Here is a 21,845-nt window from a genome sequence, read left to right as displayed (position 1 = left end):
TATGAAAGCAAAAAAAACCTGAAAAACTTTTCTTACCGCTTTATCAGCAGGAAGAAAAACCTTTCAGGTTTTGCCTGTTACCGGTAATTTGATAACAGTAACAATCCATCGTTTAGATTAACGAAAGTCAGGGTGAAAAATTACGTGGTAACAAGATTTTCCATCAGTTGCGTCTCAGGCTGCAATAATATTTTTATTCTCTATTTATAATCTGTGATGAAATTAACAATTAGCCATGAAACTCACCGCTATTCTCCTGGTGGGAAGGTTTACAGGCATTTTCAGGAGAGCCGCAATGAGCAACCAATTTATCAGCGAAGACCATATTCGTGATCGCTTCTCAAAGGCGATGTCGGGAATGTATCAGAAGGAAGTTCCTCAATATGGCACGCTGTTACAGCTGGTGCGCGAGGTGAATCAGCAGGTGATGGCGCAAAACCCGGATGTGCCTGAAGTGGCACAGCGCCCGGAGGAGCTGAACCGCCTGAGCGTGGAGCGCCACGGGGCTATTCGCGTCGGCAGCGCACAGGAGCTGGCCACGCTGCGGCAGCTGTTTGCGGTGATGGGGATGTCGGCGGTGGGCTATTATGACCTCTCGGCGGCCGGGGTACCGGTGCACTCGACTGCGTTTCGTCCGGTGACGGAGGCCGCACTACAGATCAATCCGTTCCGCGTGTTCACGTCGCTGCTGCGCCTGGAGCTGATTGAAGATGCGGCGCTGCGCCAGCAGGTGAGTGATATTCTGGCGCGGCGCGATATCTTCACGCCCCGGCTGCGTGAACTGCTGAATCTCTGGCAGCAACAGGGCGGTCTGGACGGTGCACAGGCGGATGAATTTGTGCAGCAGGCGCTGGAGACCTTCCGCTGGCATCATCAGGCTTCCGTCGATCTGGCTACCTATGACGCACTGCTGGCACAGCATCGCCTGATTGCCGACGTGGCGTGTTTTCGCGGCCCGCATATCAACCATCTGACCCCGCGTACCCTGGATATTGATCGCGTACAGCAGCTGATGCCGGAGTACGGCATTACGCCAAAAGAGACCATCGAAGGGCCGCCAGCGCGGCGCTGCCCGATTCTTCTGCGGCAGACCAGCTTTAAAGCACTGAATGAGGCGATCGATTTTACCGATCGGAAACAGGGCACCCATACGGCGCGCTTTGGCGAGATCGAGCAGCGTGGCGTGGCGCTGACCCGCAAGGGAAGGGAGCTGTACGATCGTCTGCTGCGTGAGGCTTCAGCGGAAAAACACCCGGATAACGCCAGCCACCAGCGCCACCTCAGTGAGGTATTTGCCGCTTTCCCGGATGATGCCGATCGGCTCCGTCAGCAGCAGCTGGCATTTTATCGCTACCGCCGTAACCCACAGATGGCTGCGGTGCCGGGGGAAGATCTGGAGCAGCAGATTGCCCGCGGTGCAGTGACCGCAGAGCCAATCATCTATGAAGATTTTCTGCCGGTCAGCGCGGCGGGAATTTTCCAGTCTAACCTCGGCAACGATACGCAGCGTGTCAGCAGTGGAAACCCCAGCCAGGCTGCATTTGAGCAGGCGCTGGGGGCCGCTGTGATCGATGAGTTCACCCTGTATCAGCAGTTACAGCAGGACTCTATCGACCGTTTATAAGCTTAACGAGGGTTAAAAGGGTCGCGCTGAGTCAGCACCCGATCGATCACGTTCAGCGCGCCTTCCTCATTGTTGCTGTCAGTGTGATAGCGTGCCACCTGCTTCACCGCAGGTTGTGCGTTTGCCATCGCAAAGCCATAACCCGCGTGTGCCACCATCTCAATATCGTTACCGCTGTCGCCAACGGCCACCACCTCGCTATCGGCAATCTGCCACTGGCGTTGCAGCAGCGCCAGCCCGTGGGCTTTGTGTACCCCGGGGATGATCAGATCCACAAAGCCAAAGCCGCTGGAAACCGGGGTCACGATACCGTCCAGCTTATGACCAATATGCGCCATCAGCTCAGGGATCTTCTCATCCGCCAGATTCAGCGAGAATTTGAAAATAGTGTCGTTTAGCGCGCTGAAATCGTCACGCATTTCCAGCCGGTGATAGTGTTTTGACATCAGCGCCACCAGCGAATCGGGGGCGCTGTTCAGCATATAGGCGCTGCGCGGCCCGCAAACAACGGTGTGCGCGTAAGGCAGTTCCGCCAGCACTTCCAGCACTTTTGCCAGATGCTCTTCACTGAGTTCACCGCAGAACAGCGTCTTACCACAGTCGACAATATTGGCACCGTTCTCAGAAACAAAGGCGATCTCATCGCGGATTTCAGGGAAGAAGCTGATGAGCTGGTAATACTGGTTACCGCTGGCGACCACAAATTTGATGTTTTTTTGTTTAAGCTGTTGGAACTGCTCTAAAAATCGCGTTTTGTTATAGCTTTTATTGTCATCGAGGAAGGTGCCGTCCATATCAACAGCAATCATTTTAATCATCATGTCCCCTGAGAAAAGAAAGTAAGAAATTTCTCTCTATCATCGATGGAAATAGTGAACAGAAAAAGAGGCTGATTTTTGCCACGACTTCCTCTTTTTTCCGCTTATTCTGGCGAAAAAATCAGCAGAGAGGCATTTTTAAGGCTTGCTGAGGCGAAAAAGTAACAAAGCAGGCCCCGGCGAGCTATAAAAACGTCTGTGAGGAAAAACCTACCTGGAAAAGAGGCAGTGATTTGCGACCCTCATCACATTGTGCCCGGCGGGTGGCTTACATAAGATGAAAATTATCGTTTACTAATGAAAGTGTTTACAGGCTGCATAAGGTCAATATGAAACAGCGACACCGGCGCATTCTCGATCGGGTAGAAGAGAAAGGTAAGGTCAGTATTCATGAGCTGGCGCAGATTACCGGCGTTTCTGGCGTGACGATCCGCAAAGATCTCACCGAGCTGGAAAGCCTGCATTATCTTGGTCGTGCGCATGGTTACGCGATCTCGCTTAACGATCTATCCGAACGTGTCAGCAGCAATTTTTCCACCAAAGAGACGCTGGCAAAACGGGCTCTGCTGCTGCTGTCCGAAGGGGATACGCTATTTATTGAGGCGGGCAGCACCAATGCGCATTTTGCGCGTGAGATTGGCCGCTCCGGCCTGGATGTTACCGTGGTCACACCCTGTGTTTATGTGGCAAACGAACTGAAAAACTGCCATCAGGATGTGGTGCTGATCGGCGGCGTGCTGCAAAAACGCAGTGAGTGCCTGGTCGGGCCGCTGACCCATCTCTGTATTAACAATATCAATTTCAATAAAGCCTTTATCGGCATTGACGGGTATAACCCGGATTATGGCTTTACCGGGCGCGACATTATGCGTGCTGAAAATATCCGTCTGGCGATGGAGAAGCGGGTGCAGAATTTTGTTATCGCTGAGTCGGGTAAATTCGGCAAACTGTTTCCATACAATGTGGCGAAGCACAGCGATATCGATACGGTGATCACCGATGCCGGTCTGCTGCTGAATTTTGAAACGGCCCTGCTGCAACAGGGAGTGACCGTACTGAAGGCCTGACGCGGCCTGCCTGGCTTTCATATCAGCGCGGTTTTGTTGTGATATTTCCCTGTGGGTGAAAGCCCGCTTTCACTATTTGTAACGTCATGCCGCTATTCCATTGAAATAATTCAACTATTTGCTGTGTTTCCCCACCCTGGAGAAGCGTGACAGTGCTCAAATTTCATCAGCAATATTTCATCTATCTTCTTCCGTAAGCAAAAAAAGTTTCAATTGAAACCTGTCAGTGTTGTTTTCGGAGGATGTAATGGAATTCTATTTAGACACGGCCGATGTGGCGGCGGTGAAACGCCTGGCGGCAGTCCTGCCAGTCAAAGGTGTTACCACTAATCCCAGCATTGTGGCGCGCAGCAAACGCCCGCTAAGTAGCGTTTTACAGGAGCTGGTGTCGATTCTGCCTGCCAACAGTACGCTGTTTGCCCAGGTGATGGCCCGCGATGCCGCAGCGATGGTGGAAGAGGCATTGCTGCTGCGCGAAATGGTTCCAGCGCTGGTGATAAAAGTGCCGGTTACCCATCAGGGGCTGACGGCAATTAAAGCGCTGACCCGCGAGAAAATCCCCACGCTGGGCACGGCGGTCTACGGTGCCGGGCAGGGCTTTTACGCCGCACTGGCCGGGGCCAGTTATATTGCACCTTACGTGAACCGTGTTGATGCCCAGGGCGGCGACGGTATTGCACTGGTCAGGGAGCTGCAAACGCTGCTCGATCTCCACTGCCCGCAGAGCAAAGTACTGGCGGCCAGCTTCCGTACCCCGCGCCAGGTGCTGGACTGTATGCTGGCTGGGTGTCAGGCGATCACTGTCGATCCTGACGTGGCGGAGCTGTTCCTGCTCGATCCGGCAGTAGACAGCGCCTTGCAGCGTTTTGACCAGGACTGGTCAGCGGCCTACGGGAATCTGACGCTGTCATAAGCCTCACGGAATGTAAGGATTCTGACGGGGTCTGGTAAAGAATCCTTACATATTGCCGATTAATTGCTCTACCGATGAAAAAACCGTAGAGGGCATTATGGGCGTTATCAGTGGAGTGACCGACAGCGTGGCAAGAGGGTACGTCGCCACCACCGCAGTGGAAGCAGCAACAGTCAGCGTTACCGAAAGTATTACCGGAAAAAGTTTACCTTCCAGCACAGTAGCGATCTCACCGGAAGCGAGGGCGCGGCTGGCGCAGGCCTCCGCTGAACCCGTACCGGCGGAACAGCAGGCGGAAAACCTCAAAGGCCTGTTGAGCCTTAAATCTGCCAATCATGCCCCGGTCATAAACCTGGGCTATGACCTGTTTAACGATGCGCAAACCAGCCGGGATGCCAGCACTTTCAGACCCTTGCTGGGCATGACGGCTGACAACACTCAGGACAGCATGGATCAGTTTGCTGCCGCTCTGCATGATGTACTGGCAGACGGGGAAGTGGGGCGCAATCAGTTCGATAATTCTGACACCTCTGAAGCGATGGCGCTGACCCTGACCCAGGCCAGACTGCATAAGCTGGTAGAGAAATATGTCTCTCCGGAGAATCAGCAGCAGGCCAGCGGGATCGTCGACGATATGATTGCCGGGAAGATTGCCTTCCGTGAGGAGAGAACGCTGCTGGGAGCGCAGGCAACGCTGGATATTGCTAAACAGTACGGCACCAGCGCGATGCAGACAGAAGCGCGTAACTATCTCGATCAGGTGAAAAGCGGTACGGCACGGCCACAGGTTGAGCTGGCAACGATGATGGCTGCAACCAGGCAGGCAAACAATATGGAGGCAGCATTCAGCGCCTTTGCAGATGTGATCAACAATACGCCAAATGTCGATAATAAAGCGCAAATGTCGATTGATGGTGCCCTGAAACAGCTGGAAGTGTATCGCCAGCAGTGGCAGGATTTCGTGAAAAAACTGGCCTGACAGACTGTTTATCGTCCCCTGTAACCCAGGAGACGATAAACAACGCAGCCGTTTATTACGCCTGTGCCAGCCGGATGCGGCGGGCACTCATCCGCACCGCGAAGCTCCCCGCTCCCGCCAGCGTCAGCAGCGCCACTACACCCGGCCAGCCCGCTTTTTCCAGTATCAGGCTGCCCAGCGCCGAGCCAGCCGCCATGCCAATAAATACGCCGGTAAACATCAGCGCATTCAGACGACTGCGTGCGGCAGGCTCAAGGCCGAAGATCAGCGTCTGATGAGAGACCAGCGTTGCCTGAACGCCAAAATCAAAGCCAATAGCGGAAATCACAATCAGCGCCAGCTGTGCGGGTACGGACAGCAGCGGCAGTAAAAACAGCGCGGCAAATGACAGGGTCGCCAGGGCGGTACTGAACTGTGTCACCAGCGCCGGGCCGCGACGGTCAGCCATCATACCCGCCAGCGGTGCCGCCATTGCTCCGGCAGCCCCTGCCAGACCAAATGCTCCCGCCGTGGCGCTGCCCAGGCCGTAACGGCTGTGCAGCATCACCGCCAGCGTTGACCAAAAGGCACTGAAGCCGACGGAGAGCAGCCCCTGAGCCAGCGCGGCACGGCGCAGCTCACCGTGCTGGCGCCACAGATGACGCATCGAGGCCAGCAGCGCCGGGTAGCCCAGCGTGGTGCTGGGAGCGATATGCGGCAGGCGACGCCAGAGCACCAGCGTGATCATCAGCACCAGCATGGCAGCCAGCACAAACATTACCCGCCAGCCGAAATACTGTGCCACCAGCCCGCTTACCACCCTGGAGAGCAGAATGCCCAGCAGCAGCCCGGTCATTACCGTACCGACGGTTTTTCCGCGCTGCGCCTCAGGTGACAGGCTTGCCGAAGCCGGAACGATATCCTGCGCCATGGTAGCGGTAATGCCGATTGCCAGGCTGGCGGCCAGTAGCACCACCATATTTCCGGCCGCAGCACTAAGCAGAAGCGCCAGCGTTAACAGCAGCCCCTTGAGGGTGATAATAGTACGGCGATCGTGGCGATCCCCCAGCGGTGCCAGCAGCAGAATGCCCAGCGCATAGCCCATCTGCGTTAGCGTAGGCACCAGGCCGCTGGTGGTCACACTGGCATGAAGCTGGCGCGATAAAATTTCCAGCATCGGCTGACTGTAGTAAATCGAGGCAACGCTGAAACCAGCGCCGCTGGCGAGCATCAACACGGTAGGGCCGGAGAGCGGCTGTGGTGAAAAGGGAGTGTGAGTCGACATGGTAAGAAACCTGTGTGTCAGTGAAGTTGCCGCTATTATTTATCGCCGCCACAGCTGGCGGTAGTCGCCTGCCTGGTAGAACTGTTATACGATAGGCGTATGAACACCTCTCAATTTCCTGGCGTAGACCGTATAGAGCTGATGCAGACATTTGTGCGCATCGTGGAAGCTGGCAATCTGTCGGCCGCTGCCGCACGTCTGGGTACCAGTCAGCCCACCGTCAGCCGTCGCCTGCAAACCCTGGAAAAACTGCTGGGGCTGAAGCTGCTCCAGCGCACCACGCACGTTATGAAGCTGACGGAAGATGGCGAACGCTGCTATACCCACGCCAAAACCCTGCTGGAGAGCTGGCAGGGAATTGAGGATGACCTGCGCGGGGTGACCGAGGAGCCGCAGGGCGTGCTGCGCGTGCTGGCCCCGCACGCCTTCGGACAGGATCATATGATTCAGCCGTTGCAGAACTATTTGCAGCGCTATCCGCAGATGACCGTCGAGTGGATGCTGAGTGACCGCCACCCGGATTTTATTGCCGAAGGCATCGACTGCGCGGTGCATGTTGGCCCGGTTACCGAACCGTCGGTGGTGGCGGTGCTGGTGGCGGAAGTACCGCGTATTGTGATTGGCGCGCCATCGTTGCTGCCTGCGCACACGCTGCCGCAGCATCCGCAGCAGTTACAGGATCTGCCGTGGCTGGCACTCAGCACCTTTTACCGCCATAGCGTTGCACTGAGCCATCTTCCCAGCGGGGAAAGCCAGCGTTTTGATATCCGGCCCCGGCTGCTGACCGACAGTCTGTATGCGCTGCGTAATGCCGTGCTGGCAGGGATGGGCGCAGGGATTGCGTCATCATGGGTGGTGCAGGAGGATATTGCTCGCGGGGCGTTGCTGCATCTGGCACCGCAGTGGCAGGCCGCTGCACTGCCGGTCTATCTGGTTTATCCACATGCCCGCTATTATCCTGCGCGCCTGCGGATGTTTCTGGCGATGATGCGTGAAGCGATGCCGGTACTGACAGGTACCCAGCATCCGCCACGTTAACATTCTAAATGCGGGCACCCGCACGGGGAGAGTGCCCGATTAAAACAGGGATCAGAAGCTGTAGCTGATACCTGCCTGCCAGGTGCGGTCACGCCCGATCCAGCAGTTATTGGTGTCGTAGCAGGTAAAGGTCTCTTTGTTAGTCAGGTTCTGTGCGCTGGCTTTCAGCGTGACCCCGGCCAGCTGCGGAGATACCGCCGCCATATTGTAAGACACTGCCATATCAAACAGCGTGGTGCCGCCGAGTTTCCCCTGATCGTTGGCCAGCGCAATCTCCATCGGGCCGATATAGCGTGCTCCGGCACCGATGGTCAGCCCGCGTACGGCACCGTTGTCGAAGGTGTAATCACCCCACAGATTGAAGGCATTCTCCGCCACCTGAGTCGGGCGTTTGCCCTGGTATTTATCATCTTCGGTATTCAGCGCGTGGGTGTAGGCATAGTTGGCAATAAGATTAATATTCTCAGTCGGACGGCTTATCACCGACAGCTCTGCCCCTTTTGACTCCACTTCTCCGGTCTGTCGATAGCTCAGGTAATTAAGATCGGAGGTCAGCACGTTTTTCTGACGGATATTAAACACCGAAGCGGTCATGGTGGTGGCGTAGTCAGCCAGCAGATATTTTACCCCGCCTTCCAGCTGACGGCTGGTGGTTGGCTTGGCAGAGGTCAGGTTACCTGTTGGTGAAACCGGCTTAAAGCCTTCGGAATAGCTGATAAACGGTGCAATACCGTTATCGAAGGTATACAGCGCACCCAGGCGTTTCGTCACGCGATCCTGATCGACCCAGGTTTTCGTATTATTGGCGAAATAATCGGTATTGGTGGAGCGGTAGTCGTCATAGCGCAGTCCGGCGATCAGGCTCAGGTTGCCGTACTCAATCTGATCCTGGAAGTAATAACCGGTCTGGTTATAGCTCAGACGGTTGAGCTGTGCGGTATAAAGACCCAGCGCCGACTCATTAACCTGGTTATAGTCCGGATTGCTCAGGTCAATATCAGGGGTGTTACTGGCATATTTGTAGTTGAAATGGGAATCCAGACGCTGATAGTCGACGCCTGCCAGCAGATGATGTTTCCAGTCGCCCAGATCCCACTCTTTAGTCACCTGGTTGTCGATATTGAAACTTTTCAGGTCTTCATCGGTGGTGTAGGCAAAACGGTTCAGCTGCGTGTCGCTGACCGCTGGATTGATGATGTTAGTTGCATAGATGCTGCGCTGGTGAGTATCCACATCAAAGTAACGCGCTTTTTGCGCCACGCCCCAGCCGTTATCAAACTGATGTTCAAAGCTGTAGCCCAGCATCCACTGGCGCTGTTTAAATCCGCTCCAGCGGTCACCGGCGTAGCTGCGGCGTGAGGTGTCAGACGACTTCAGCGTGGCCAGCGGCATCGTGTCGGATGGCGTCAGGCTGGGAATATCCTGATACTGCGCGTCAATCGTCAGGCGGGTTTTGTCCGATGGCTGCCAGGTCAGGGATGGTGCCACCAGGTAGTTTTCTGTTTTAGTGGTGTGCGGCTGATCGTCTCCGGCGCTGGCCTTACCGATAAAGCGGTAGCTCCAGTCGCTGTCGTCAATCGCTCCGGTACTGTCGATATAGCCTTCACGCAATTTACGGCTGCCGCTGTTAAAACCGACTCCGGTTTTCTGCTCTTTCTGCGGTTTTTTGCTCTGAATATTTACCAGACCACCCGGTGAACCGTTGCCATAAAGCACCGACGCAGGGCCTTTAAGAATATCGACGTGGTCGATCAGAATCGGATCGATACTGGCTTTGGTATTACCGGTGACGTTGTACGGCAGCTGTAAGCCATCATAAAACGAGTTATCCACCGTGAAACCGCGAATTTTGTACTCGCTCATATATGAGGTTGAACCACGGGTTTCTGTTGAAACACCCGGGGCATAGCGCAGGATCTCATTCAGTGAGTTGGCATGGCGCGCAGCGATCTCTCTGCTGCCGACGGTATTAATGACCTGAGGCGTTTTGCTTTCCGGTACTGCTGATTTGGTTGCGCTGTTGGTATATGCCGGCAGATCGGCGCTGCTTCCGGCGTCAGATGCGCTGACGACCATGGTTTTTTCTTCGCCAGAAGCGGTATCCGCGTGAGCAAATGCGGCGCAGGTGCTGGCGATCAGCATAGCGAGAACTCGGGGTTTGGTGCTAAACATAGTTTCAGATGCCAATGAGAATGTTTAAGATAACGACAATTATTATCATTACCAAAAACTATGCAATAACTTCCGAAGGTTTATTACAGGAAAAGGTGATACTGAGGCATTTTGCGCTAAGGCAGTGCCTGGGAAACTGCGGGCTGGCGCGCAGAAGTGAGCAACATCTGATGGGGAGCGTACTGTACAGTATCACTCCTGGCTCCCGCAGACGTCAGTCGATATACCGGCAGATAGCCTGAGGTAACCTATCCTGTTAATTACTGATTTCTGAAACCACCCGATTCAGTATATTCCAGAAAATAAAGATAATGCACGGCTGCTATAGCTGGCACGTCACAGTGGTTAATTTCCCGGAAACTATCGATAACAGAAATAATGATAATCCTTCATTGGATGATTTTGACTGATAACAGTTAAAATAAAGTGATTTATTGCCTGATAATTAACCATAACCCTTGCCGTTGATATAGATATTTTTCAGGTTATTTAATGGTTTTATTCAATGGCTTAAGCGATTTTGTAAGTAAATTCCTATAAATATCAGTTCACAAGATTGAATTGTGTATGTTGCTCATCCTCAACAGCCTGCTATATAGTCGGCCAGCACACATAAGGAAAGTGTGCGTAATACTGTCTTCAGCTCCGATTTTTACAGGAATAAATATGAGCAACTCTTATCAGAATGAAATCCCAAAAGCGCGAGTAAATATAAAGCTGGATCTTCACACCGGTGGCGCTCAAAAAAAAGTTGAGCTTCCGCTAAAATTACTGGTAACGGGAGATTTCAGCCACGGACAGGAACAGCGTGTGCTGTCAGAGCGCGAAAAAATAAACATTAATAAGAATAACTTCGACAGCGTGCTGGCGGAGTTCTCACCGGCGGTGAACCTGTGCGTGGAAAATACCCTGGTCGAGGATGGAAGCGAGGAGAACGTCAGGCTGACCTTCCGCAATATGAAAGACTTCACCCCCGAGCAGGTTGCTCGTCAAATTCCCCAGCTGAAAGCCATGCTTGCCATGCGCAATCTGCTGCGCGATCTCAAATCTAATCTGCTGGATAACGTCACCTTCAGAAAAGAGCTCGAATCTATTCTGAAAAACCCCGAACTGAATGAAGAACTTCGTCGTGAGCTGTCTGCCCTGGCACCTGAAAACGCCTGATTACCGGTAGCAACCCTGAGCTATTCAGCCTGCCGGATAACGGTAAAAGGGCACACCCCGAGGTGCTTATGGATATCTGCTGTCAGTCAGTCGCCGACGCATCTTCATTATCGAAGTGTGACGGGAAATTAATGGAATAATTTAGAGAGAATGCTTATGTCTGTTCAAAAAGAAACTTCATCTGCCGGTAATACCACCGTGCTGGATCGCCCGGCTGCGGGCGGTGTATATGCTTCCCTGTTTGAAAAAATTAATCTCAGCCCGGTCACTCATCTCAGCGACCTGAATATCTGGCAGGACAATCAGGCAATGTCAGATGCCAGCATCGACGAGCGCGTGACCGCCGCGATGAAAGTGCTGGTCGAGTGCCTGAGCCAGTCAGGATCCCAGGTGGATAAGCTCGATAAAACCCTGCTGGATCACCATATCGCCCGCCTGGATGAGCAGATCAGCAGCCAGCTCGATGCGGTTATGCATCACGAAGAGTTCCAGCAGGTGGAGTCACTGTGGCGCGGCCTGAAGTCGCTGGTGGATAAAACCGACTTCCGCCAAAACGTGAGAATTGAAATTCTTGATCTGTCGAAGGATGATCTGCGACAGGACTTTGAAGATGCTCCGGAAATCATTCAGAGCGGCCTCTATGCGCACACCTATATTGCGGAATATGACACTCCGGGCGGTGAGCCGATTGGCGCGCTGATCTCCTCTTACGAATTCGATGCGTCCGCCCAGGATGTGGCGCTGCTGCGCAATATCTCGAAAGTGGCGGCATCTGCGCATATGCCATTTATCGGCTCCGTCGGGCCAAAATTCTTCCTGAAAGAGACGATGGAAGAGGTGGCTGCCATTAAAGATATTGGCAACTATTTTGATCGCGCGGAATACATCAAGTGGAAATCCTTCCGCGATACCGACGATTCCCGCTATATCGGCCTGACCATGCCGCGCGTACTCGGCCGCCTGCCTTACGGCCCGGACACCGTGCCGGTGCGCAGTTTTAACTACGTGGAAGAAGTCAAAGGGCCGGAGCACGATAAATACCTGTGGACTAATGCCTCATTTGCCTTTGCCGCCAATATGGTGCGCAGCTTTATAAATAACGGCTGGTGTGTGCAAATCCGTGGTCCACAGGCGGGCGGTGCGGTACAGGATCTGCCTATTCATCTTTACGATCTGGGTACCGGCAATCAGGTGAAGATCCCATCCGAAGTGATGATCCCGGAGACCCGCGAGTTTGAGTTCGCCAACCTCGGATTTATTCCGCTGTCGTACTACAAAAACCGCGACTACTCCTGCTTCTTCTCTGCCAACTCTACGCAGAAACCGGCGCTCTATGATACCGCTGATGCCACGGCGAATAGCCGCATCAACGCCCGTTTGCCCTATATCTTCCTGCTGTCGCGCATTGCGCACTACCTGAAGCTGATCCAGCGTGAAAACATCGGCACCACTAAAGATCGCCGCCTGCTGGAGCTGGAGCTGAACACCTGGGTGCGCGGCCTGGTAACGGAAATGACCGATCCGGGCGATGCCCTCCAGGCTTCCCATCCGCTGCGTGATGCGAAGGTGGTAGTGGAAGATATCGAAGATAACCCGGGCTTTTTCCGCGTCAAACTCTACGCCATTCCGCACTTCCAGGTAGAGGGCATGGATATCAACCTCTCTCTGGTTTCCCAAATGCCTAAAGCGAAATCGTAAGGCGGGTCAGGGATGAAAATTTATCGTCCGTTATGGACGGATGGGGCCATGCTGGCCCCGCAGCAGTTCCAGCAGCAGGCCCGATGGGATGCTTATGCAGCAGAAAACGTAGCCGGCATGTCCCTGGCCAACACCTGGGGTGTGCTCTGCGCAGAGTTTGATACTACGGTTCTGGCACTCTCCCGGCTGAATGCAACCCGTCTGGTGGTGCGCTTTCAGGACGGTACGCTGATTGATACCGAACTGGCGGATAATCTACCGCCCGCCTGCGATCTTGCTGACGTTCAGGATCGTGACAGCATTGAGGTATTGCTGGCACTGCCTCTGCTGTCGGCCAACGGCGGGAATCTGGACGATGGAAAAGGCATTGAGCGCCCGCAGCGTTGGCTGCGGGAGTGGGTGACGGTTCAGGATCTTGCCGGGCCTGAACGCACCGAACTCGCCGTGATGCGCCATGCCGTCTCGTTACGTTTTGCGCATCAGGAAAACAGCGGCTGGCTAACCTGCCCGGTTATCCGACTGATACAGAATGCGCAGGGACAGTGGGTATCAGACAATACATTTATCCCCCCGGCACTGGCTTTCTCTGCCAGCCAGCCGCTGATACAAGGGCTTCGCGATCTACTGCACCGTCTGCAAGCCCGTCGTAAGCGCCTGATGCAGATGCGTCGTGAGAGTAATGAGCGTATGGCCGATTTTGCAGTGGCCGATGTCTCACTGTTCTGGTTACTGAATGCGTTTAACAGTGCCGAACCGGTTCTCAACGAGTTGTTACAGGCACCTTCCCGCCATCCCGAACTGTTTTACCGTGAACTGGTTCGCCTGGCTGGCAGTTTGCTGACGTTTTCGCTGACTCACAGCCCTGATGATATTCCTCAGTATCGTCACGATGCACCGGAACATGTATTCCCGGCGCTGTTTACCTTGCTGGATGCGCTGCTGGAAGCGAGTCTGCCGTCGCGGGTGGTCAGTATCGATCTCACCCACACCGGGCAGTTCTGGAAGGGGGCGCTGCACGATGTGCGCCTGCGTGAAGGGGCCGATTTCTACCTTTCTGTACGCTCGTCGATCCCTAATCACCTGTTACAGACGCAGTTCCCGCTGTTGTGTAAGGCGGGCAGCTTTGAGGATGTCTCTGATGTCGTCAACGTGGCGCTGAATGGTATCGGGCTGAAACCCCTGGCACATGTGCCGGCGGCCATCCCGCTGCGCCTGGAAAACCAGTACTTTGCTCTTGATCTTAACGGCCGGGCGGCACAGGCCATGCTGGAGGCGGGGAATTGTGCCTTTTACATTCCGGAAGCGCTGGGTGAAGTGAAACTTGAACTCTATGCGGTGCTACGTACATGAAAAATAACCCTACAGCGTTTGTCGACCAGATGTTTTATCCGGGCTGGCTGATGGTCAGTCAGTTACGTGCCGGACAGAGCATAACTGACGGCCAGGCACTGTACCGGCGTACCTGTGAATGGCTGGACAGCTGGCGAACGCAGCTTGAAGAGAGGGGCATTAGCCATACCAGCGCAGACCATATGCTTTACACCCTGTGTGCACTGTTTGATGAAAGTGTAATGAATCGGGTAAAGCAGGATGATGGTTACACCACCTGGCTGGCAAACCCGCTACAGGCAAAATATTTCAACACCCTTAATGCGGGTGAGGATCTGTGGCAACGCATCCGCACGGTACTTCAGGAGCCAGCCCCCGATATTGCGGTACTGACCTGTTTCTCCCGTGCTCTGACGCTGGGTTTTGTTGGCCGCTATCGCCAGCAGGCGGATGAGCACCGTGAGGATGTGGTACGTAAACTGAGCCAGCGGGTAGCCCCTTTTTCTCTATCGGAAGAGGCTCCGGTCATTACCCGTTCCACGCGTTTGCGCAGCGGTCGCCGTTTTTACTGGCTCTCATGGGGGGGCGGTATCGTCATGCTGGGCGTTGTCTGGTTCCTGCTTTCAACATCCTTACAGCAGATGGTCTCCTCAATAATGGGGAGTGGGTAAATGCGTCGGGTGATTAAGCTGTTTCTCGTTTTGCTGACGTTATTACTCGCACTGTGGCTGATTTGGGGATTTTTGCCGCTGGGTAACGACAGTCGCATTTTCCTTAGCCTGTTTTGCCTGGTACTGGCCGTCGCCTGGGGCTGGAGATACAGGCGGGAAGCACGGACTGAGCAGCAGCCGATTGATGAAAAGTCTCTTCCTCCGGAACAATTTGCTGGCGCAGTCGTGCTGGTTTGTGGTGCCAGCGACAGATTGTTCCCTGCCGGGCAGGCTTTTCGTGAAACGCGACAGGGTTGGTATATCGCTGTGAGCCAGCCTGAGGAATTAGAACGGCTGGCAGATTCTTTTGCCGCCGCGCGCCCGGCGCTGATCGCCCGGCTTTCCATTCTTCTGGCGGTGATCCCTGAGCAGTGGCAGGACGCTGATGCTTTTAACCAGCAGCTCCTGAGATGGCAGCGGGCGATTGCAAACAGCCGCCAGGCTTTTTCGGGATTACCGCCGATATGGTGCAGCGTGTGGCTGAATGCCATTCAAGACCCAACTGAAAATGGCTGCTGTTGGTATTCGCTGACGCATAACCATGAAAGCCTTCAGGTGCAGGATAACGCCGCAGTAGCGCAGGCGTATATTTCCTGGTGCCAGCAAAGAGGTGCAGAAACAGAGTTACCCCGCCTGAGCAGTTCACTTTGGTTGCAGGCGCTGTTCAGTTGGCTGAATAGCCGGGTACTGGAGGTGCTGGCGATCCGTAATCACGATACCCCTGCGCTGCGGCCCTGCATGCTGGCGATCTGTACCACGCCAGTCAGTGCCGTAGCAGATAACCTTTGGCAGCAGCATATTGCCGCAGTCACCACGTTACCTGTGCGTCCAGATAGCCAAAATGTACCCACACTGCCCTTACCGGATGCGCTATTGGCCCATCTGCCTCACCGCCATGGTGTCAGCGTTGCAATGCAATCCTGGCGTTTGGCAGGGCTGCTTATTGGAATTTTTTTACTGCTGGCGATGTTAGCTTCCTGGATTAATAACCAGCGGCTTATTCAGAACGTCAGCGATCATCTTGCCATTTACCAGCGCCTGACCGGAACGCCAGCTGGCCCGAAAGTGCAGGCGCAAAAGCAGCTGCAACGTGATGCAGGGCTGCTGGATGGCTGGCAGCGAGATGGCGTACCGATACGTTATTCCCTCGGCTTATATCAGGGAATGCGGCTTATCGCGCCTCTGCGGGCATCAATTAACGATTGGGCACCGCCGCAGCCTGTGCCGGTTATCAATAAGATCGTTCAGGGGCCAACGACGCTGCGACTGGACAGCCTGTCGCTGTTTGACTCCGGAAAATCAGCGCTGAAATCAGGTTCGGAAAAAGTGCTGATAAACGCCCTGGTGGGCATTAAAGCGAAGCCAGGCTGGCTAATTGTGGTCAGCGGCCATACCGACAACACCGGGAATGCTTTGCTGAATCAAACGCTTTCGATACAGCGAGCCGCTGCGGTGCGCGACTGGATGCTTTCAACCAGCGATGTTTCGGAAAGCTGCTTCGCAGTACAGGGGCACGGGGCGTCGCGGCCCATCGCAACTAACGATACGGCGGCGGGGCGTGCGCTCAACCGTCGTGTCGAAATAAGTCTGGTGCCACAGGCGGACGCCTGTCAGGCAGCAGAAACACTACCGGCATCAGGAGTTGATGCCGGGATCACACCAAGTAAGGAGAATTAAAACATGGCTATTCCAGTATACCTCTGGCTGAAAGATGACGGCGGCGCGGACATTAAAGGATCCGTAGACGTAAAAGACCGTGAAGGCAGCATCGAAGTGGTAGCGCAGGAACATAACCTGTACATCCCGACCGATAACAACACCGGTAAGCTGACGGGCACCCGCGTCCATACGCCGTTCCTGTTCACCAAAGAGATCGACTCCTCCAGCCCCTACCTCTACAAAGCGGTGACCACCGGTCAGACCTTGAAATCCGCCGAGTTCAAATGGTATCGCATCAATGACGCGGGCCAGGAGGTGGAGTACTTCAACACCACCCTGGAGAACGTCAAGCTGGTGAAAGTGGCCCCGCTGATGCACGACATCAAGGATGTTTCGAAAGAGAAACATAACCACCTTGAGCGTATTGAACTGCGCTACGAAAAAATCACCTGGACCTACAAAGACGGCAACATTATTCATTCCGACTCCTGGAACGAACGTACTACCGCCTAAGTTATCCGTCAGTGTCGCGCCGCAGTCAGGTTCGCGAGGTTTGCTTATCCCGGAGACCGCGTTTGCCGTGCTCCGGGGAGTCGCCCGCCTGCCGCCTGACTGCACCAAACCAGGCCCCATGAGGGGCGCGAATGATTCAGGGTAACACCCCGCAGTGGGCGGTTCGCCGCCTGCTGTTTTTGTTTACTGAGCCGCTACTGACGTGGCCGCTGAGAAAACAAAAACACGCCGTTAATCACCCAGACCTGATGCGCTTTGGTTTACAGCGATGGGCGGTAGCGTGCCTGAATCTGAGTCACTTACGTATAGAGAAAAGAGATATGGAACATCAGTCAGCCGTCCTGTTACGCCGTCTTAACCCGTTCTGCGCCGGGGCGCTGGAGGCCGCCGCATCGCTGTGCCAGACCCGCGCTCATAGTGAAATCTGCATTGAGCACTGGCTGCTGAAGTTGCTGGAGCAGGGCGAGGGTGATATCACCGTGCTGGCGCGTCGCTACGAATGGGACGTGGATGGGATCTGGCAGGATCTGCTGGGCTGGCTCGATAATCTGCCGTGCTCGGTACGTACCCGCCCCGCGCTGGCGGACTCGCTGGTGAATCTGATCAGGCAGGCGTGGCTGATTGCTTCCCTTGAGGATGACGACGCGCAGATCCGCAGCCATCACCTGCTGGCGGCGCTGATCGCGCAACCGTCTCTGGTGGTCTGCGATGGGCTGTGGCCGCTGTTGAGCCTCCGACGTACACAGCTTGAACGCTTGCGCCCGCTGCTGGATGCACAGTCGGACGAACGCCCGGAAGTACAGCAGCAGGAGAACCTGCACCGTACGTCTTCAGCGCCGGGCGAAACCGCGACGGCCGCCGCCCCGGCCAGTGATGATACTTCCACGGGCCGCAACCTGACTGACGGCTTACTGGCGGCGCTGGACAGGTTCACCCTCGACCTCACCGCCAGGGCGCGTGCGCAGCAGATTGACCCGGTATTTGGCCGTGATAATGAGATCCGCCAGATGGTCGATATCCTCTCGCGCCGTCGTAAGAACAACCCGATTCTGGTCGGTGAGCCGGGCGTGGGTAAAACCGCGCTGGTGGAGGGGCTGGCGCTGCGCGTTGCGGATGGCAACGTGCCGGATAGCCTGAAAACCGTCAGCGTGCGTACCCTGGATCTGGGGCTGTTGCAGGCGGGAGCCGGGGTCAAAGGCGAGTTTGAACAACGCCTGAAGAACGTCATTGAGGCGGTTCAGCAGTCGCCTGAACCGGTACTGCTGTTCATCGATGAAGCCCACACCATTATCGGCGCGGGCAACCAGGCGGGCGGGGCGGATGCCGCCAACCTGCTCAAACCGGCACTGGCACGCGGTGAACTGCGCACCATCGCAGCCACCACCTGGAGCGAATACAAACAGTATTTTGAGAAGGATGCTGCGCTGGAGCGCCGTTTTCAGATAGTGAAAGTTGACGAACCGGACGACGAAGCTGCCTGCCTGATGTTGCGCGGCCTGAAGTCGCGCTATGCGCTGCATCATGGCGTACATATTACCGACGCGGCAGTAAAAGCAGCGGTCACTCTGTCGCGCCGCTACCTCACCGGGCGTCAGCTGCCTGATAAGGCAGTAGATCTGCTGGATACCGCCAGCGCCCGCGTGCGCATGAGTCTGGATACCCTGCCTGAAAGCCTGACATCCCTGCGGGCGCAGACCGCATCGCTGGCGATGGAACAGCAGGCGCTGCTTGAGGATGCCGTCCTTGAGGGTATAACGCATGGCGATCGTCTGGCGCAGATTGAACAGCAGAGCGCTGAGATCGGCGCGGCATTACAGCGGCTGGAAGCGCAGTATGCGCAGGAAAAAGAGATTATGCAGATGCTGCTCGCCTGCCGCAGCAACCCTGATAATGAGCAGAATATTGGCGATCTGCGCCATCAGCTCCTGAGCGTTCAGCAGGGTAATCCGCTGACCGGGCTGGATGTTGATGTGCGGATGGTCGCCGGGGTGGTGGCTGACTGGACAGGCGTACCACTCTCCAGCCTGCTGAAAGATGAGCAGACCGGGCTGCTTACCCTGCAACAGCAGATGGAAACACGCGTGGTGGGGCAGCCGGCCGCGCTAAATGCCATCGCCCGGCGCCTGCGTGCGGCTAAAACCGGGCTGACCGCAGATAACGGGCCACAGGGCGTCTTCCTGCTGGTGGGGCCAAGCGGTACCGGTAAAACTGAAAGTGCGCTGGCGCTGGCAGAGGTGCTGTACGGCGGCGAAAAATCACTTATCACCATCAACCTCTCTGAATACCAGGAAGCACACACCGTTTCCCAGCTGAAAGGCTCACCGCCCGGCTACGTCGGCTATGGCCAGGGTGGCATTCTTACTGAGGCTGTACGCAGACGTCCGTATAGTGTTGTGCTGCTCGATGAAGTGGAAAAGGCCCATCGCGACGTGCTGAACCTGTTCTATCAGGTATTTGATCGCGGCTTTATGCGCGATGGCGAAGGCCGTGAAATCGACTTCCGCAACACGGTTATTCTGATGACCTCCAACCTTGGCAGCGATCATCTGATGCAGCTGCTGGAGGAGAACCCGGCAGCCACGGAAGGGGATTTGCAGGAGCTGCTACGTCCTCTTCTGCGCGATCACTTCCAGCCCGCGCTGCTGGCGCGTTTCCAGACGGTGATCTACCGCCCGCTGGCAGAAGAGGCCATGCGTATGATCGTTAGCATGAAGCTGGGGCAGGTGGCAAGACGCCTGCAACGCCACTACGGGCTGGACACCATCATTGATGAAGCGCTCTACGATACCCTGACCGCCGCCTGCCTGCTGCCGGACAGCGGAGCGCGAAATATCGACAGCCTGCTGAACCAGCAGATCCTGCCGGTGTTAAGCCAGCAGCTGCTGCAACAGATAGCGGCGGGGCAGAAGCCGCAGCGGCTGACGCTGGGCTGGGATCAGGAAGAAGGAATTGTGCTGGAGTTCGATAACACATAGGAAGGTGAAAAATGAGTACCAACCCTCAGCCTTTTTTTAACCACAGCCACCATCTGCTGGCGGTGTGCGGCTGCACGGCGCAGCCATCAGAACGCCATTTATCAGGATATGTCGGTGCCGCAGATTGTGGAAAAATCCTGCGTGAGCGCCACGGGATGCGCGGGCAGGACTTCCTCTTTACGCTGAACGGCGACTACCCGCGCCGCGAACAGGTGATGCAGTATGGCGAAGATGACCTGACCTTTATCACCCGTCGCCGCCGCCGGCCATGTCAGGCACGCTGCCTGCCCGGGTGACCAGTACCAGGGTGAACGACCCCTACGGGCATATTGACCGCGACGGCTGGAATTCCGGCTTTGAGAGTCTGTGGGTACGCCAGGCGCGGCCCTACGCGGGGGGGCTCTTTTTTGCCTTTATTTTAAAAATAACGTTAGTTCCTGTTTTGATTATTATCGCAGTTGTGCTGATGCTCGGTTCAGCACTGTATCTGGCTCTGAATATTAAAAATGATATTCAACTTTGGTTAATGAGCTGCCTGTGGCGAAAAATACCCCCTGGAGACGGAGCGATTCCAGAAATCTGGCCCACCAGTGCAATTGAACTTGAAGAACTCAGTACAGCATTAGAATCTGGAGAATACTAGATGAACTATACCGGACTTTACACGCCATTTAAGCTCAACCGCCCGCTGAGCGAAGATGATATTAAATACCAGCTGCGGCAGGATTTTTCTGGTATGGATACCGCGGATTCCCTCGCGCTGGATGATACGATCGTTATAAAGATGAACTCCACCTATCTGGAACTGGTGGATAAGTATTACAGCGACCGCGGTATGCCTGATTTATTTGTTTTTATAATGTCGCTTATCCCATTCACAGTAGCAGTATGTGTTATTATTTTGCTTATTATTGATATTTTTAGTCACTCAGCATCGCTAACCATGATTTTATTATCTGTTTTTATGTTTATCCCAGTGTCTATGGCGATGGCTATTTATGCTTTTATATTTTTGCGTAAATCCTGGTTTACCTGGACCCACTATCCGGTACGTTTTAACCGTAAAACCAGGATGGTGCACGTCTTTAAAGTGGACGGAACCACTCTCTCCGTTCCCTGGCGGGACGTATTCTTTACCCGGGGCTGCTCCGGGCCGGGAGCAATGCCGGAGTGGAGCATTGACGGCCATATACTTGCGGATGACGGCATCACGGTTACCGATACCTTCAGCCTGGGTTTTTCCTGCACGCGCCGTGAGCTGGTGAATAACTGGGCGTTTGTGCGCAGCTATATGGAGGTGGATGAGTGCCTGAATGACCTGGCCGATATCATCGTGCTGTGCCCGCCGGTGGCGGAGAAAAGGGAGAGCTACCTGTTCGGCCTGCAGTATATGGTGCGCATGGAGTCGCGTCTGCAGTGGCCTCTTATGGCACTGGCGTTCCCGCTGTTTCTGCTGGGCAGCGTTGCCCGCTTTATCGCCATGCGCAGCAGCAAAATCCCGCGCTGGCCGGAAGAGGTGGAGGAGGCGTGCAGGGTCGATCCGGACGATCCGGTCAGCGTCAGCGCGGCGAACAACCCGGCGAATGTCTGGCAGTACGTGCTGGCCAATCAGCCGCTGGAGGAATATAACGCCCTGTATCTGCGCCAGACCGGGGCGGTTGAACGGCTGCGGGCCAGGGTACGGGCGGCAGATCAGGAACATGATAAATTAAGTGTGCCGGATTGATATCATAATAACCCAGGCGGCGGGTTGAAAGCTGTTGGGTAGATGGCCGGAGTTCATCCCGCCATACAGGAGGTTATGCGTGAAATGAGCATAAAATGGTGCTGTAAATACTCTCTCTGGTATCGGCTTAATTTTCTATTATGAACCGAAAAAATCTGAAAGTTAAATTTTTACTTAAGGGGGGGGAATAAATTAA

General features: G+C 55.0%; 17 protein-coding genes and 1 pseudogene. 15 read left to right on the top strand and 3 right to left on the bottom strand.

Annotated elements, in window-relative coordinates; genetic code table 11:
* The first annotated feature begins 295 nt into the window (after positions 1–295).
* On the top strand, positions 296–1,624 hold the full coding sequence (hglS, locus tag GN242_RS19140) for a 2-oxoadipate dioxygenase/decarboxylase HglS (RefSeq protein WP_156288040.1): 1,329 nt from the start codon (positions 296–298) through the stop codon (positions 1,622–1,624).
* Positions 1,625–1,626: 2 nt separating this feature from the next.
* On the opposite strand, the gene GN242_RS19135 is transcribed toward hglS, so the two are convergent.
* Positions 1,627–2,442 (bottom strand): Cof-type HAD-IIB family hydrolase, encoded by an 816-nt coding sequence (locus GN242_RS19135; protein WP_156288351.1) that lies wholly within the window; start codon positions 2,440–2,442, stop codon positions 1,627–1,629.
* 329 nt (positions 2,443–2,771) lie between these two features.
* Here GN242_RS19135 and GN242_RS19130 point away from each other — a divergent pair, with 329 nt between their 5' ends.
* The 3 genes from GN242_RS19130 (at position 2,772) to GN242_RS19120 (ending at position 5,401) form a co-directional block, all read left to right on the top strand.
* Complete coding sequence (locus tag GN242_RS19130) at positions 2,772–3,509, top strand: DeoR/GlpR family DNA-binding transcription regulator (RefSeq protein WP_154754296.1); 738 nt, start codon at positions 2,772–2,774, stop codon at positions 3,507–3,509.
* A gap of 247 nt (positions 3,510–3,756) precedes the next feature.
* Entirely contained in the window at positions 3,757–4,422 is a 666-nt protein-coding gene (gene fsa / locus GN242_RS19125; protein WP_154754297.1) for a fructose-6-phosphate aldolase, read from the top strand.
* A gap of 52 nt (positions 4,423–4,474) precedes the next feature.
* The gene (locus tag GN242_RS19120; RefSeq protein ID WP_231617115.1) at positions 4,475–5,401 is read left to right on the top strand and encodes a hypothetical protein; all 927 of its coding nucleotides are present in this window, start codon (positions 4,475–4,477) and stop codon (positions 5,399–5,401) included.
* Between the two features lie 55 nt (positions 5,402–5,456).
* Here the strand turns inward: GN242_RS19120 and GN242_RS19115 are convergent, their stop codons facing one another.
* A complete protein-coding gene (locus GN242_RS19115; protein ID WP_231617114.1) occupies positions 5,457–6,665 on the bottom strand; it encodes an MFS transporter in 1,209 nt (402 codons plus the stop codon).
* Positions 6,666–6,764: 99 nt separating this feature from the next.
* Between GN242_RS19115 and GN242_RS19110 the strand changes: the two genes are divergently transcribed.
* On the top strand, positions 6,765–7,703 hold the full coding sequence (locus GN242_RS19110; RefSeq protein ID WP_197094744.1) for a LysR family transcriptional regulator: 939 nt from the start codon (positions 6,765–6,767) through the stop codon (positions 7,701–7,703).
* Positions 7,704–7,754: 51 nt separating this feature from the next.
* Here the strand turns inward: GN242_RS19110 and GN242_RS19105 are convergent, their stop codons facing one another.
* Positions 7,755–9,845, bottom strand: a complete 2,091-nt coding sequence (locus GN242_RS19105) for a TonB-dependent siderophore receptor (protein ID WP_156288039.1) — start codon at positions 9,843–9,845, stop codon at positions 7,755–7,757.
* Between the two features lie 696 nt (positions 9,846–10,541).
* Here GN242_RS19105 and tssB point away from each other — a divergent pair.
* From tssB to GN242_RS19055, 10 genes and pseudogenes are all read left to right on the top strand, one after another.
* The gene (gene tssB / locus GN242_RS19100; protein WP_154754298.1) at positions 10,542–11,039 is read left to right on the top strand and encodes a type VI secretion system contractile sheath small subunit; all 498 of its coding nucleotides are present in this window, start codon (positions 10,542–10,544) and stop codon (positions 11,037–11,039) included.
* 150 nt (positions 11,040–11,189) lie between these two features.
* Positions 11,190–12,737 carry a type VI secretion system contractile sheath large subunit gene (tssC, locus tag GN242_RS19095; RefSeq protein WP_156288038.1) on the top strand — a complete coding sequence of 516 codons (1,548 nt, stop codon included), beginning with the start codon at positions 11,190–11,192 and terminating at the stop codon, positions 12,735–12,737.
* Positions 12,738–12,749: 12 nt separating this feature from the next.
* Positions 12,750–14,087 (top strand): type VI secretion system baseplate subunit TssK, encoded by a 1,338-nt coding sequence (gene tssK / locus GN242_RS19090; protein ID WP_156288037.1) that lies wholly within the window; start codon positions 12,750–12,752, stop codon positions 14,085–14,087.
* Positions 14,084–14,737: a type VI secretion system protein TssL, short form gene (gene tssL, locus GN242_RS19085; protein ID WP_156288036.1), complete on the top strand. Its 654-nt coding sequence runs from the start codon at positions 14,084–14,086 to the stop codon at positions 14,735–14,737. The genes tssK and tssL overlap by 4 nt, the downstream gene beginning before the upstream one ends.
* Positions 14,738–16,453 (top strand): OmpA family protein, encoded by a 1,716-nt coding sequence (locus GN242_RS19080; RefSeq protein ID WP_156288035.1) that lies wholly within the window; start codon positions 14,738–14,740, stop codon positions 16,451–16,453.
* Positions 16,454–16,456: 3 nt separating this feature from the next.
* Positions 16,457–16,948, top strand: a complete 492-nt coding sequence (locus GN242_RS19075) for an Hcp family type VI secretion system effector (protein ID WP_154754303.1) — start codon at positions 16,457–16,459, stop codon at positions 16,946–16,948.
* A 320-nt stretch (positions 16,949–17,268) separates the two neighbouring features.
* Positions 17,269–19,923: a type VI secretion system ATPase TssH gene (tssH, locus tag GN242_RS19070; protein ID WP_156288344.1), complete on the top strand. Its 2,655-nt coding sequence runs from the start codon at positions 17,269–17,271 to the stop codon at positions 19,921–19,923.
* A 60-nt stretch (positions 19,924–19,983) separates the two neighbouring features.
* A pseudogene (locus GN242_RS19065) lies at positions 19,984–20,177 on the top strand (contractile injection system protein, VgrG/Pvc8 family); the annotation flags it as partial.
* A 53-nt stretch (positions 20,178–20,230) separates the two neighbouring features.
* Positions 20,231–20,566 (top strand): hypothetical protein, encoded by a 336-nt coding sequence (locus tag GN242_RS19060; protein ID WP_156288034.1) that lies wholly within the window; start codon positions 20,231–20,233, stop codon positions 20,564–20,566.
* A complete protein-coding gene (locus tag GN242_RS19055; protein ID WP_156288033.1) occupies positions 20,567–21,649 on the top strand; it encodes a DUF6708 domain-containing protein in 1,083 nt (360 codons plus the stop codon). It begins immediately after the preceding gene.
* Positions 21,650–21,845: the final 196 nt, after the last annotated feature.

It is taken from the genome of Erwinia sorbitola, from assembly GCF_009738185.1.
GTDB lineage: Bacteria > Pseudomonadota > Gammaproteobacteria > Enterobacterales > Enterobacteriaceae > Erwinia > Erwinia sorbitola.
This window is presented reverse-complemented; position numbering and strand designations above follow the sequence as displayed.

Coding starts and splice junctions, on each gene's coding strand:
- hglS (WP_156288040.1), top strand. CDS start 296: ATGAGCAACCAATTTATCAGCGAAGACCATATTCGTGATCGCTTCTCA.
- GN242_RS19135 (WP_156288351.1), bottom strand. CDS start 2,442: ATGATTAAAATGATTGCTGTTGATATGGACGGCACCTTCCTCGATGAC.
- GN242_RS19130 (WP_154754296.1), top strand. CDS start 2,772: ATGAAACAGCGACACCGGCGCATTCTCGATCGGGTAGAAGAGAAAGGT.
- fsa (WP_154754297.1), top strand. CDS start 3,757: ATGGAATTCTATTTAGACACGGCCGATGTGGCGGCGGTGAAACGCCTG.
- GN242_RS19115 (WP_231617114.1), bottom strand. CDS start 6,665: ATGTCGACTCACACTCCCTTTTCACCACAGCCGCTCTCCGGCCCTACC.
- GN242_RS19110 (WP_197094744.1), top strand. CDS start 6,765: ATGAACACCTCTCAATTTCCTGGCGTAGACCGTATAGAGCTGATGCAG.
- GN242_RS19105 (WP_156288039.1), bottom strand. CDS start 9,845: ATGCTGATCGCCAGCACCTGCGCCGCATTTGCTCACGCGGATACCGCT.
- tssB (WP_154754298.1), top strand. CDS start 10,542: ATGAGCAACTCTTATCAGAATGAAATCCCAAAAGCGCGAGTAAATATA.
- tssC (WP_156288038.1), top strand. CDS start 11,190: ATGCTTATGTCTGTTCAAAAAGAAACTTCATCTGCCGGTAATACCACC.
- tssK (WP_156288037.1), top strand. CDS start 12,750: ATGAAAATTTATCGTCCGTTATGGACGGATGGGGCCATGCTGGCCCCG.
- tssL (WP_156288036.1), top strand. CDS start 14,084: ATGAAAAATAACCCTACAGCGTTTGTCGACCAGATGTTTTATCCGGGC.
- GN242_RS19080 (WP_156288035.1), top strand. CDS start 14,738: ATGCGTCGGGTGATTAAGCTGTTTCTCGTTTTGCTGACGTTATTACTC.
- GN242_RS19075 (WP_154754303.1), top strand. CDS start 16,457: ATGGCTATTCCAGTATACCTCTGGCTGAAAGATGACGGCGGCGCGGAC.
- tssH (WP_156288344.1), top strand. CDS start 17,269: ATGGAACATCAGTCAGCCGTCCTGTTACGCCGTCTTAACCCGTTCTGC.
- GN242_RS19055 (WP_156288033.1), top strand. CDS start 20,567: ATGAACTATACCGGACTTTACACGCCATTTAAGCTCAACCGCCCGCTG.